The sequence below is a fragment of the Naasia sp. SYSU D00057 genome, from assembly GCF_017916505.1.
In the GTDB taxonomy this organism is placed as follows: Bacteria; Actinomycetota; Actinomycetes; order Actinomycetales; family Microbacteriaceae; genus Naasia.
Map to the genome: position 1 here is coordinate 67,659 of NZ_JAFMSZ010000005.1, position 12,661 is coordinate 80,319.

Sequence of the window (12,661 nt, forward strand, 5' to 3'; positions counted from 1 at the left end):
ACCCGTCACGAAACCGTAACGAACGCCTCAACGGCTCTCCGAGCCTCTCGGTGACGCCGCCGGCGCGGCACTATTGACCCCGACCTGCCCCGCCTACTCGGAGGACCCCATGTCCCGCTATCCCGCCGCCCGCCTCGTCCCGATCGCCGGGATCGCCGCGCTCCTCCTCGCCGGCTGCGGCGCCGCCCCCGAGCAGAGCGGCGCGACCACAGACGCCGGGGCCGAGGACTACTGCGCCCGCATGGTCACCAACTCCGGCGGCCTCGAGGACCGCTCGTTCAACCAGACGAGCTGGGCGGGCCTCGAGCGGGCCGCCGAGGAGTTCGGCGTCGACGTCGACGTCCTCGTCTCCACCAGCGAGACCGACCTCGCCCCGAACGTCGAGCAGGCGGTCGGGTCGGGCTGCCAGTTCGTGCTCACCGTCGGCTACGAGCTCGCGACCGCGACCCTCGAGCAGGCGGAGGCGAACCCGGACACGCACTTCGCGATCGTCGACGAGACCGTCGACGTCGACGGCGACGGCGAGCCTGACGCGGACAACATCAAGCCGATCGTCTTCGACACGGCGCAGGCCGCCTACCTCGCCGGCTACCTCGCCGCGGGCACGTCGAAGACCGGGACCGTCGCGACCTTCGGCGGCGGCAACCAGCCGCCCGTCACCCTCTTCATGGACGGCTTCGTCGACGGCGTGGCGAAGTACAACGAGGTGCACGGCACCCAGGTGCGCGTCCTCGGCTGGGACAAGGAGGCGCAGGACGGCGTCTTCACCGGCGACTTCGAGAACGTGAACCTCGGCAAGACGACCACCGAGCAGCTCATCGCCCAGGGCGCCGACGTGATCCTGCCGGTCGCCGGCCAGGTGGGCGAGGGTGCGGCCGCCGCGGCGCTCGAGGCCGGCGGCGTGTCGATCATCTGGGTCGACAACGACGGCTACGAGACCCTGCCGGAGGAGTACCGCCCCATCGTCCTCACCAGCGTCCTCAAGAACACGGAGGACGCCGTCGTCGAGATCGTCGGCGACGACATCGACGGCACCTTCTCGAACGAGCCCTTCGTCGGCACCCTCGAGAACGGCGGAGTCGGCATCGCCCCGTTCCACGACCTGGCCGGCTCGGTCCCGCAGGAGCTCGCCGACGAGCTGACGCAGCTCCAGGAGGACATCATCAGCGGCGCCATCGAGGTGACCTCCCCCTCGACCCCGTAGGGACTCGGCCGGCCGCGAATCCGCCGCCGGAAGAAGTCCCTGGTCGTGGCCCCGACGTTTCGGATCCATTACGGACCCGTCGCACTTTCATAACGTCTCGGGCACGCGTCCCCCGGGAGAGGGGTCGCGGCGCGTCACGCTGTGTAACGTAAGGCCGTCCGAGCCCGGCAGACCGCGGGGTTCGGCGCCATTTGCACCACGCGCCGGCACACCAGCGCGATCATCTGGAGGACACCTTGACCATCTCTCCCCGCCGGGGCCTGGCCGCGTTCGCGACCGTGGGCGCCGCTGCCCTGATTCTCTCCGGCTGCGCGTCGGCTCCTGAGGAGTCCGACTCCGGCAGCGGAGCCGGCGCCTCGACCGACGTCGTCCCCTGCATGGTCTCCGACACCGGAGGCTTCGACGACAAGTCCTTCAACCAGCTCGGGTCCGAGGGTCTCGAGGACGGCGCCGAGCAGATCGGCGCCGAGGCGATCAAGGTGCAGTCGGACACCGACGCCGACTACGGCCCCAACCTCAACAACCTCATCGACCAGGGCTGCACGCTGATCTTCACGGTCGGCTTCAACCTGTCGGCCGCCACGGTCGAGACGGCCACCGCCAACCCCGACATCGACTTCGCGATCATCGACGACGCCGCGGACAACGACCAGGACGGCGAGACGGACGCGGAGAACATCAAGCCGATCCTGTTCGACACCTCGCAGGCGGCGTTCCTCGCCGGCTACGCGGCGGCGAGCTACTCGAAGACCGGCATCGTCGGCACCTACGGCGGCATGAACTTCCCGACCGTGTCGATCTTCATGGACGGCTTCGCGCAGGGCGTCGAGTACTTCAACACCCAGAAGGGCAAGTCGGTCCAGGTCCTCGGCTGGAGCACCGAGAACAAGGACGGCACGTTCATCGGCAGCTTCGAGGCGGGCACCGACTCCCTCAACGCCGCCCAGAACCTGATCGACCAGGGCGCCGACGTGCTCCTGCCGGTCGGCGGCCCGATCTTCCAGAGCGCCGTCGAGGCGATCAAGGACTCCGGCAAGGACATCGCGATGATCGGCGTCGACGCCGACCTGACCGAGACCGACCCGGAGAACGCGGGCCTCTACCTCACCTCCATCCTCAAGGGCATGAAGGTCGCCACCACGGATGTCATCGTCGAGACCGCGGAGAGCGGCTTCGACGCCACCCCGTACCTCGGCAACCTCGAGAACGAGGGCGTCGGCATCGCGCCGTTCCACGAGTTCGAGTCGAAGGTGCCCGCCGAGCTCCAGGGCGAGCTCGACGACATCTCCGCATCGATCGTGAGCGGCGAGCTCGAGGTCCCGTCGTACCTCAACTCCGCCTCCTGAGAGGCGACGAGGGGCCGGGGGAGCGCGAGCTTCCCCGGCCCTTCGGCATTCCCGGGGCCCCTCCGCGCCTTAGATTGGATGACATGAAGCTCGAACTCCGCGGCATCACGAAGCGCTTCGGAGCGCTGACCGCGAACGACGCGATCAGCCTCACCGTGGAGCCGGGCGAGATCCATGCCCTTCTCGGCGAGAACGGCGCGGGGAAGTCCACCCTGATGAACGTCCTCTACGGCCTCTACCAGGCCGACGAGGGGTCGATCCTGCTCGACGGCGTCGAGCAGCACTTCGCAGGACCGGGCGACGCGATGCGTGCCGGGATCGGCATGGTGCACCAGCACTTCATGCTCATCCCGGTCTTCACGGTGGCCGAGAACGTCATGCTCGGGCACGAGCAGACGAAGGCCATCGGGCGCCTCGACCTCGCCGCCGCGCGGGCGCGAGTCCGAGAGATCTCCGACCGCTTCGGGTTCGACGTCGATCCCGATGCGCGTGTCGAGGACCTCCCCGTCGGCGTCCAGCAGCGGGTCGAGATCATCAAGGCCCTCTCCCGCGACGCGAAGGTGCTCGTCTTCGACGAGCCCACCGCCGTGCTCACGCCTCAGGAGACCGACGAGCTCATCGCGATCATGCGCCAGCTGAAGGCGGCCGGCACCTCGATCGTGTTCATCACCCACAAGCTGCGCGAGGTCCGCGCCGTCGCCGACCGCGTGACGGTCATCCGCCTCGGCAAGGTGGTGGGCGAGGCCGACCCGCAGTCCACGAACGCCGAGCTCGCCTCCCTCATGGTCGGCCGCTCCGTCGAGCTGACCGTGCAGAAGGAGCCGGCGAAGCCGGGCGATGAGGCCCTCGTCGTGCGGAACGTGTCGGTGCTCGATCCCAACGGCCAGAAGGTCGTCAACAACGTGAGCTTCGAGGTGCGCCGCGGCGAGATCCTCGCGATCGCCGGCGTGCAGGGCAACGGGCAGACCGAGATCACCGAGGCACTGCTCGGCCTGCAGCCGCACGTGAGCGGGGAGATCCTGCTGGACGGCAAGTCGCTGATCGGCCTCCCCGTGCGGAAGGTGCTCGACGCGGGCGTCGGCTTCGTGCCGGAGGACCGCACCGAGGACGGCCTGGTCGCCGAGTTCACGATTGCCGAGAACCTCATGCTCAACCGCAGCACCGGCGAGCCGTTCGTGAAGGGCGGCACTCTGCAGCTCGGCTACCTCAACGAGTTCGCAGAGCAGAAGCGCAAGGAGTTCGACATCCGCACGCAGAGCGTGCAGTCGCACGTCGGCCGGCTCTCCGGCGGCAACCAGCAGAAGGTGGTGCTCGCCCGCGAGCTGAGCCGGGACCTCCGCCTGTTCGTCGCCGCGCAGCCCACGCGCGGACTCGACGTCGGCTCGATCGAGTTCGTGCACACCCGGATCGTGCAGTCCCGCGACGCCGGCATCCCGGTCATCGTCGTGTCCACCGAGCTGGACGAGGTGGTGGCCCTCGCCGACCGGATCGCCGTCATGTACCGCGGCTCGATCGTCGGCATCGTTCCCGGGGACACCCCGCGCGACGTGCTCGGTCTCATGATGGCGGGCGAGAAGCCCACGGAGGTGGCGGCGTGACCGACCAGCAGATCCCGTCCCCGAGCCAGGCGGCGCCGATCGTCCCCGACGCTCCCGAGAAGGAGCCGGGGGAGAGCCGCTGGCACGCCTTCGTCCGTGAGGTGACTCAGGGCAGCGTGCTCATCTCGGTGCTCGCCGTGCTGCTGTCGATCATCGCGGGCGGCATCCTCATCGCCGCCACCGACGAGGACGTGCAGCGGGCCGCAGGCTACTTCTTCGCGCGGCCCCTCGACACGTTCCGCGCCATCTGGGACTCCGTCGCGGGCGCCTACTCGGCGCTGTTCCAGGGCGCCGTCTACAACTTCCGCCGTCCCGGCTTCGCGGCCGGCATCCGGCCCCTCACCGAGACGCTGACCTTCGCCACGCCGCTCATCGCCGCGGGACTCGGCGTCGCGCTCGCCTTCCGCGTCGGCCTGTTCAACATCGGAGGCCGCGGCCAGATGCTGATCGCGGCGGCGGCCGCGGGCTGGGTGGGCTTCGCGCTCGACCTGCCCTTCGGCATCCACCTGCTGGCCGCGGTGGTCGCGGGCATCATCGCCGGCGGCGTCTGGGGCGGCATCGCGGGTCTCCTCAAGGCTCGCACCGGCGCCCACGAGGTGATCACGACGATCATGCTCAACTTCATCGCGTTCTACCTCGTCTCGTTCCTGCTGCGGACGCCGGTGCTGCAGGCACCGGGCAGCAACAACCCGAAGACGCCGGCCATGAAGGAGACGGCCGTCTTCCCCGACCTCTTCGGCCCGGGCTACAACCTGCACGCCGGCTTCCTGTTCGTGATCGTGGCGACCGTCGTCGTCTGGTACCTGCTCAACCGGTCGAACGTCGGCTTCCAGTTCCGCGCCGTCGGGGAGAACCCGCACGCGGCGCGCGTGGCCGGCATCAACGTCCCGAGCGTCTACGTGTGGGCGATGGTCATCTCCGGCGCCCTCATCGGCCTCGCCGGCACCGCCCAGGCGCTCGGCACGATCAAGACCGGCTTCGGCTCGGGCATCGACGCGGGCATCGGCTTCGACGCCATCACCGTCGCGCTCCTCGGCCGCTCCCGCCCGTGGGGCGTCTTCGCGGCCGGCATCCTCTTCGGCGCCTTCAAGGCCGGCGGCTTCTCGATGCAGGCCGCCGAGGGCGTCCCGGTCGACATCGTGCTCGTCGTGCAGTCGCTGATCGTGCTCTTCATCGCGGCCCCGCCGCTCGTGCGCACCATCTTCCGCCTGCGGACCCCGGGCGCTTCCCAGAGACCCTCACGACGGCGGAAGGCGGTGGCCCGATGACGGCCGTGGCTGCGACGCGGGCCCCCGAGCCCGCCCTCGAGCGCGAGGCGGTGCGCAGCTGGAAGGTGCCGATCGCCCTCGCGATCTTCACGCTCGTCGCGCTCGTCCTGTTCGTCGCGCTCGGCCGGGACGGCACCTCGACGTTCCGCCTCTCCACCGAGGCGGACGCGTTCCGCCTGCCCGACCTGGCACTGCCGACCCGCGCCGGCTGCATCGTGCTCACGGTGCTGATGGCGGCGATCACCGCCTACAGCGTGGTGCGCTCCCGCGCCGCTCGGAAGACGCCCCTGTGGCTGATCGCCCTCTTCGGCGTGCTGTTCGTGGTCGCGTTCCTCACCTGGGCCTCCGCGGGTGCCGCGGTGCCGGTGCCGGGTCTGCTCGTCGGCACCCTCGGCCTCAGCGTCCCGCTCATCTTCGGCGCCCTCGGCGGCGTGATCGGCGAGCGGGTGGGTGTGGTCAACGTCGCGATCGAGGGGCAGCTGCTCGCCGGCGCCTTCGCGTCGGCGGTGGTCGCCTCGGTGACCCGGCAGCCGCTCATCGGACTGATCGGCGCCATGGTCGCCGGGATGCTCGTGTCCTTCGTGCTCGCCGCGTTCGCGATCAAGTACCTCGTCGACCAGGTCATCGTCGGCGTCGTGCTCAACGTGCTGGTCACGGGCATCACGAGCTTCTTCTTCTCGAAGGTGCTCACGCCGAACGCGTCGGTGCTGAACTCGCCGCCCAAGTTCTCGCGCATCGAGATCCCGGTGCTCTCCGACATCCCGATCATCGGGCCGGCCCTGTTCCGGCAGACAATCATCGTCTACGTCATGTACGTGGCGGTCGCGCTCGTCTGGTTCTTCCTGTTCAAGACGCGCTGGGGCCTCCGCCTCCGCTCGGTCGGCGAGCACCCGCAGGCGGCGGACACGGTCGGCATCAACGTGGCCCGCACCCGGTTCTGGAACGTGTCCCTCGCCGGCGCCATCGCGGGCTTCGGCGGCGCGTACCTGACCCTCGGCGCGGTCGGCTCGTTCAACAAGGAGATGACGGCGGGCGCCGGCTTCATCGCCCTCGCCGCCGTGATCTTCGGCCGCTGGGACCCGCTGCGCGCCACCCTCGCCGCGCTGCTGTTCGGCTTCGCCCAGAACCTGCAGAACGTGCTGAGCATCATCGGCTCGCCCGTGCCGAGCGAGTTCATGCTGATGCTCCCGTACGTGGTGACGATCGTCGCCGTGGCCGGGCTCGTCGGGCAGTCCCGGGCCCCCGCCGCGAGCGGCAAGCCCTACATCAAGTCATGACGCCCGGCGTCGGAGGGAACGGGGGAGCGGTGGCGGACATCGACTGGGACGGCCTGCGCGAGGTCGCGGTCGAGGCCATGCGGAAGGCCTACGTGCCGTACTCGAACTTCCCGGTCGGGGTCGCCGCGATCGTCGACGACGGTCGCGTGATCAGCGGGTGCAACGTCGAGAACGCGTCCTACGGCGTGACCCTCTGCGCGGAGTGCACCCTGGTCTCCGGCCTCATCATGTCGGGCGGCGGCAAGCTGGTCGCCTTCACGTGCGTGGACGGGGACGGCGGCGCGCTCATGCCGTGCGGCCGCTGCCGCCAGCTGCTCTTCGAGCACTCGGCGGAGGGCATGCTCCTCGAGACCGTGAGCGGCATCAAGACGATCGACGAGGTGCTGCCCGACGCGTTCGGGCCCCGCACCCTCGCCGCGTACCGCGAGCACCACCAGGGCTGAGGGCTGGAGCCTGAGGGCGGAGGGCGCCTGCGGGCGCTCGCGGCTGTCGGCACGACCGCGGGCCTGTCCTTCAACAGGCAGAAATCCCGTCAACAGGCGGAATCGGGCCTTTCCCGCCTGTTGACGGCAGGAATGCCTGTTGAGGGACAGGACAGGGCTCGTCGGCGCGGTCGAGGAGACGCTCGCGGAGCCGTCCGCGGCGGGCGTACCGTGTGCCGATGAACAGCGCCGTTCGCCTCGCCGCGCTCGCCTGCACCGCGGCCGTCCTGCTCACCGGCTGTGCCGGAAGCCCGTCCGGCGGTGGCACGACACCGCCGCCCTCGTCGCCCTCCGCGTCGCCGTCGCCCACCCCGACCGCGACACCGACGCCCACCGGTTCCAGCGCAGCGGCCGAGCAGTGCGAGGACGACGCGCTGTCGGTCTCGGTCACCGAGGGGGACGGAGCGGCCGGCAGCATCTACCGCCAGATCGTCTTCCTCAACACCGGGACGGTGGTCTGCTCCCTGCACGGGTCGCCGGGCGTTTCAGTGGTCGGACAGGGCGACGGCACCCAGCTGGGGGAGCCGGCCGAGGGCGGCGGCGAGGACGGCCCCTTCGTGCAGCTGCAGCCCGGCGGAACCGCCATCGCCCTCCTGCAGTCGACGAACATCGGGAACGACGGCGGCCCGCTCGCCGACGCCTGTCCCACCGCGCCTGCGGACGGCTGGCGGATCTATCCGCCGCACTCGTTCGAGGCCGAGTTCGTCCCGGCCGAGGGACTGACCGCGTGCACGGGAACGAGGCCGTGGATGAGGGTCGGCGTGGTGGAGGCGCCCTAGCCGAGCGCCGGCCCCCAGCCGCCGAGTGCGCCCCGGAGCACCGAGCGCGCCCTGGGCACCGGGTGCTCTCGGTGCTCACGGGCGCGCTCGGCGATGAGGTGCGGCGCGCTAGCGTGGAGCGGTGACCGAAGCCTTCGACGCCGTCGACCTCATCCGTGCCAAGCGCGACAAGCGCGAGCTGTCCACCGCGGAGATCGACTGGCTGGTCGACGCGTTCACGCGCGGCTACGTCGCCGACGAGCAGATGTCGGCCTGGGCGATGGCCGTGCTGCTCAACGGCATGACCCGGCGCGAGATCCGCGACCTGACGCTCGCGATGATCGAGAGCGGCGAGCGGATGAGCTTCGACGGGCTCGGCAAGGCGACCGTCGACAAGCACTCCACCGGCGGCGTCGGTGACAAGATCACGCTGCCGCTCGCGCCCCTCGTCGCGGCTTTCGGGGTCGCCGTCCCGCAGCTGTCCGGGCGCGGCCTTGGCCACACCGGCGGCACCCTCGACAAGCTCGAGTCGGTTCCCGGATGGCGCGCCGACGTCACTCCGGAGGCGATGCGCGACCAGCTGCGCGACATCGGCGCGGTCATCTGCGCTGCCGGCGCCGGCCTCGCGCCCGCCGACAAGCGCCTCTACGCGCTCCGGGACACGACCGGCACGGTCGAGGCGATCCCGCTCATCGCGTCGTCGATCATGTCGAAGAAGATCGCGGAGGGCACCGGCGCGCTCGTGCTGGACGTGAAGTTCGGCGAGGGCGCCTTCATGCAGGACCCGGCGCTGGCCCGCGAGCTCGCCCGGACGATGGTCGACCTCGGCCGGGACGCCGGAGTCGCGACGAGCGCCCTGCTCACCGACATGTCCGTTCCGCTCGGCCTCACGATCGGCAACGCGCTCGAGGTGCGGGAGTCGGTCGAGGTGCTCGCGGGCGGCGGTCCCTCCGACGTCGTGGAGCTCACCGTGGCCCTCGCCCGCGAGATGCTCGCCGCCGTGGGACAGGCGGACGCGGACCCCGCCGCGGCCCTCGCCGACGGCCGGGCCATGGACGTGTGGCGCCGCATGATCGCCGCCCAGGGCGGCGACCCGGATGCCGAGCTGCCGACGGCCCGCGAGACGGAGGTCGTCGTCGCACCCCGCTCCGGCGTCCTCACCGAGCAGCACGCGCTGCCGTTCGGCATCGCCGCCTGGCGCCTCGGCGCCGGTCGCGCCCGGCAGCAGGACCCGGTGTCGCCCGGCGCCGGCATCGAGCTGCACGCGAAGCCCGGCGATGCGGTTAAGGAGGGGCAGCCCCTGTTCACGCTGCACGCCGACGAGGAGTCCCGCATCCCGCGCGCCCTGGAGGCGCTCGAGGGGGCCTGGACGATCGGCGACGAGGCGCCGGCGGCCCGCCCGCTCATCGTCGACCGCATCGCCTGACCGGCGCCCTGCAGGGACCCCGGCGCGGGGTCAGGCGGATGGTCGGGCGTGACGAATCAAGGAGATCCGCCGGGAACCCGGCCCGGATCCGCATGAACCGGTCTCACGAGGACCGGATCTCCTTGATTCGTCACGCCGCCCACCGCGTGCACGGCGTCGTCGTGGCCCGGGTCGCAGTCGAAGACGATCCTGCGCGGCAGGCATCGACATGAGCGCCCGCTCGTATATGCAATCCGGTTTCATATGTGTGAGGATCGGCGGCATGGACACCGATCTCGCCGCCTCGGGCGCCGCCCGCATCACCTGGATCCGCTCCCGCATGCCGCTCCTCGCGGAGATGCGCGCGCAGTTCGCCGAGGAGCGGCCCTTCGAGGGGCTCCGCATCGGCATGTCGCTCCACGTGGAGCCCAAGACCGCCGTGCTGCTCGAGACGCTCGCCGCGGGCGGCGCCGAGGTGGTGGGCACGGGCAACCACGGCTCGACGCAGGATGACGTGGTCGCCGCGCTCCGCGCGCAGGGGCTCACGATCTTCGGCACCCGCGACGACAGCCTCGACCAGCACCACGCCAACCTCGAGTCGGTCCTCGACTCCCGGCCGCAGATCCTGCTCGACAACGGTGCCGACCTCGCCGCCGGAGTGGTGCGCCGAGGCATCGCCGGGGACGTCCGCGGCGGCACCGAGGAGACCACCTCCGGCGCCTTCCGCCTCCGCGACGAGCTCGAAGGGCAGGTGCCGTTCCCGGTGCTCGTCATCAACGACAGCCCGCTGAAGGCGATCGGCGAGAACCTGCACGCCGTCGGCCAGTCCGCGGTGGAGAGCTTCCAGCGCATCACCAACCTGATGATCCCGGGCCGGCGGTTCGTCGTCGTCGGCTACGGCTGGTGCGGGCGCGGCGTCGCCCGCTACCTGCGCGCCCTCGGCGGCCAGGTGGCCGTCGCCGAGGTGGACGAGATCAAGGCGTTCGAGGCGGCGCTCGACGGCTACCTCGTCGACGACCTCGCGAACCTCCTGCCCGACGCCCAGGCGGTCATCACGGCGACGGGCCATCCGAACGTCCTGCCTGCGGCCCTGCTGCCGCTGCTGCCCTCCGGAACCGTGCTCGGCAACATCGGCCACTTCCCGTTCGAGATCGACACCGCGGCGCTCGCGGGCCAGGCCGTGTCCCGGCAGCCGCTCGACGAGGCGCTCGAGGTCTACACGATGGCGGACGGCCGCGAGATCGTCCTCATCGCCGAGGGCCGGATGTTCAACCTCGCGGGCCGCGCGCCGAAGGGCAACTCGATCGCCTCGATGGACCTCGGCTTCACGCTGCAGGTGCGCTCCCTGGAGCGCGTCGCGGTCGCTCCGGCCACCCTGCAGGCGGGCGCCCAGCCGATCCCGGACGACATCAACCGGTCGATCGCCCGTCGCATGGTCGAGGTCATGCGGACCGGGTCGTGAGCGACCCGGACGCCGGCCCCGGCTATGCGGCGCCGGCGCTCGAGAAGGGCCTCGACATCCTCGAGCTGCTCGCGGACGCCGCCGGTCCGCTGACTCAGCGGGAGATCGCGGCCGCCCTCGACCGCAGCGTGGGTCAGCTGTTCCGCGTGCTGCTCACCCTCGAGCGGCGCGGTTTCGCGGTCCGCACCGAGGAGGGCGGCTACCTGCTGTCCGACCGCCTGTTCGAGCTCGCGCACCGGCAGGAGCCGCGTCGCGGCCTTCTCGCCGCCGCCGCGGCGCCCATGCGGAGGCTGGCTGAGGAGATCGGGCAGTCCTGCAACCTCGGCGTGCCCGAGGGCGATGTGGTGCGCGTCGTGGCGCAGGCGGAGAGCCCGACCCCGTTCGGGTTCTCGGTACGCGTGGGCGCCGCCTTCCCGCTGGCCGACAGCGTCACCGGCGCGGTGCTGCGCGCATTCGGCGGGGACGCGGCGGACGACCCTTCCGCGGCCGAGCTGCAGCGGCTCGGGCACGGCGAGCGGGCCGACAGCCTGCACTCCGGCGTCACCGACGTCGTCTACCCGGTGCTGGGTGCGGACGGCCGGGCGGTCGCCGCGCTCACCGTGCCGTACGTGTCGACGTCGTACAGCGCGGTCGGGCTGGAGGCCGTCCGCGCCGCGGTCGCGCGGGCGGCGGAGGAGATCGGCGCGACACTCGGGCGGCGGGCGGAGCCGCGCGGCTAGATTGGAGGGCATGAGCGACTCCGGCGACTACCTGATGAACGGCGGCCGGGTGGACATCGCGTCGCTGCCGAAGGTCAGCCTCCACGACCACCTGGACGGCGGGCTGCGCCCGCAGACGATCATCGAGCTGGCGGACGAGGTCGGCCTCGCGCTGCCCGCCGCCGACGCGGATGCGCTCGGCACCTGGTTCCGAGAGTCCGCGGACTCCGGCTCCCTCCCGACCTACCTCGAGACCTTCTCGATCACGACCGGCGTCATGCAGACGGCCCCCGGCCTCACCCGCGTCGCCCGCGAGTTCGTGCAGGACCTCGGCGCCGACGGCGTGCTCTACGGCGAGATCCGCTGGGCGCCCGAGCAGCACCTCACCCGCGGCCTCACGCTCGACCAGACGGTCGAGGCGGTGCAGGCGGGCATCGATGCCGGCATCGAGGACGTCCGCCGCACCACCGGCCGGGAGATCGGCATCGGCCAGCTCGTGTCAGCGATGCGGCAGAACGACCGCGGGCTCGAGATCGCGGAGCTGGCGCTGCGGCACCGCGGCAACGGCGTCGTCGGCTTCGACATCGCCGGCCCCGAGGACGGCTTCCTCCCGAGCAGGATGGGCGACGCGTTCGACCTCCTCGCGGAGAACTGGTTCCCCGTCACCGTCCACGCCGGCGAGGCCGCCGACCTCGACAGCATCGCGAGCGCCCTGCTCGACGGCCGCGCCCTGCGGCTCGGCCACGGCGTGCGCCTCGCGCTCGACATCGCGATCGAGGGCGAGGACGAGAACAACACGTGGGTGAGCCTCGGCAGGCTCGCGCACTGGGTGAAGGACCGGGAGATCGCCCTCGAGCTGTCCCCGTCGTCGAACCTGCAGACCGGCGCGATCGAGGCGTGGGGCGACGAGCTCGCCGACCACCCATTCGACCTGCTCTACCAGCTCGGCTTCCGCGTCACCGTCAACACCGACAACCGGCTGATGAGCGACACGTCGATCACGAAGGAGCTCTCGCTCCTCGTCGACACCTTCGGCTACGACCTCGCCGACCTCGAGGTCTTCCAGCTCAACGCCGCCGGCGCCGCGTTCCTCTCCGTCGAGGATCGCGAGGAGCTCGCCGACCGCATCAGCGCCGGCTTCGACGAGGCCGGCGCGTGACCGC

At 71.3% G+C, this 12,661-nt stretch carries 11 protein-coding genes; all 11 read left to right on the forward strand.

Features of this window, described 5'->3' with window-relative positions; genetic code table 11:
* The first annotated feature begins 109 nt into the window (after positions 1–109).
* The 11 genes from J3P36_RS14550 to J3P36_RS14600 all read left to right on the forward strand — a co-directional run bounded on the left by J3P36_RS14550 (position 110) and on the right by J3P36_RS14600 (position 12,657).
* Complete coding sequence (locus J3P36_RS14550; RefSeq protein WP_210508962.1) at positions 110–1,204, forward strand: BMP family protein; 1,095 nt, start codon at positions 110–112, stop codon at positions 1,202–1,204.
* Positions 1,205–1,440: 236 nt separating this feature from the next.
* Positions 1,441–2,550: a BMP family protein gene (locus J3P36_RS14555; RefSeq protein ID WP_210508963.1), complete on the forward strand. Its 1,110-nt coding sequence runs from the start codon at positions 1,441–1,443 to the stop codon at positions 2,548–2,550.
* A gap of 83 nt (positions 2,551–2,633) precedes the next feature.
* Positions 2,634–4,148 carry an ABC transporter ATP-binding protein gene (locus tag J3P36_RS14560; protein WP_210508964.1) on the forward strand — a complete coding sequence of 505 codons (1,515 nt, stop codon included), beginning with the start codon at positions 2,634–2,636 and terminating at the stop codon, positions 4,146–4,148.
* An 11-nt stretch (positions 4,149–4,159) separates the two neighbouring features.
* A complete protein-coding gene (locus tag J3P36_RS14565) occupies positions 4,160–5,416 on the forward strand; it encodes an ABC transporter permease (RefSeq protein WP_374100730.1) in 1,257 nt (418 codons plus the stop codon).
* A complete protein-coding gene (locus tag J3P36_RS14570) occupies positions 5,413–6,693 on the forward strand; it encodes an ABC transporter permease (protein ID WP_210508966.1) in 1,281 nt (426 codons plus the stop codon). The genes J3P36_RS14565 and J3P36_RS14570 overlap by 4 nt, the downstream gene beginning before the upstream one ends.
* A complete protein-coding gene (locus J3P36_RS14575) occupies positions 6,690–7,136 on the forward strand; it encodes a cytidine deaminase (RefSeq protein WP_210508967.1) in 447 nt (148 codons plus the stop codon). Before J3P36_RS14570 ends, J3P36_RS14575 begins: the two co-directional genes overlap by 4 nt.
* Positions 7,137–7,354: 218 nt before the next feature.
* Positions 7,355–7,954 carry a DUF4232 domain-containing protein gene (locus tag J3P36_RS14580; RefSeq protein WP_210508968.1) on the forward strand — a complete coding sequence of 200 codons (600 nt, stop codon included), beginning with the start codon at positions 7,355–7,357 and terminating at the stop codon, positions 7,952–7,954.
* Between the two features lie 121 nt (positions 7,955–8,075).
* Positions 8,076–9,359 carry a thymidine phosphorylase gene (locus J3P36_RS14585; protein WP_210508969.1) on the forward strand — a complete coding sequence of 428 codons (1,284 nt, stop codon included), beginning with the start codon at positions 8,076–8,078 and terminating at the stop codon, positions 9,357–9,359.
* A gap of 262 nt (positions 9,360–9,621) precedes the next feature.
* Positions 9,622–10,800, forward strand: coding sequence for an adenosylhomocysteinase (locus J3P36_RS14590; RefSeq protein ID WP_210508970.1), 1,179 nt, complete (start codon positions 9,622–9,624; stop codon positions 10,798–10,800).
* Entirely contained in the window at positions 10,797–11,519 is a 723-nt protein-coding gene (locus J3P36_RS14595; RefSeq protein ID WP_210508971.1) for an IclR family transcriptional regulator, read from the forward strand. The genes J3P36_RS14590 and J3P36_RS14595 overlap by 4 nt, the downstream gene beginning before the upstream one ends.
* Positions 11,520–11,529: 10 nt before the next feature.
* Positions 11,530–12,657, forward strand: coding sequence for an adenosine deaminase (locus J3P36_RS14600; protein WP_210508972.1), 1,128 nt, complete (start codon positions 11,530–11,532; stop codon positions 12,655–12,657).
* Positions 12,658–12,661 lie beyond the last annotated feature (4 nt).

Excerpts from the sequence above, each read along its gene's own strand:
- J3P36_RS14590 (WP_210508970.1), top strand. The coding sequence starts at position 9,622 with ATGGACACCGATCTCGCCGCCTCGGGCGCCGCCCGCATCACCTGGATC.
- J3P36_RS14575 (WP_210508967.1), top strand. The coding sequence starts at position 6,690 with ATGACGCCCGGCGTCGGAGGGAACGGGGGAGCGGTGGCGGACATCGAC.
- J3P36_RS14570 (WP_210508966.1), top strand. The coding sequence starts at position 5,413 with ATGACGGCCGTGGCTGCGACGCGGGCCCCCGAGCCCGCCCTCGAGCGC.
- J3P36_RS14560 (WP_210508964.1), top strand. The coding sequence starts at position 2,634 with ATGAAGCTCGAACTCCGCGGCATCACGAAGCGCTTCGGAGCGCTGACC.
- J3P36_RS14580 (WP_210508968.1), top strand. The coding sequence starts at position 7,355 with ATGAACAGCGCCGTTCGCCTCGCCGCGCTCGCCTGCACCGCGGCCGTC.
- J3P36_RS14550 (WP_210508962.1), top strand. The coding sequence starts at position 110 with ATGTCCCGCTATCCCGCCGCCCGCCTCGTCCCGATCGCCGGGATCGCC.
- J3P36_RS14600 (WP_210508972.1), top strand. The coding sequence starts at position 11,530 with ATGAGCGACTCCGGCGACTACCTGATGAACGGCGGCCGGGTGGACATC.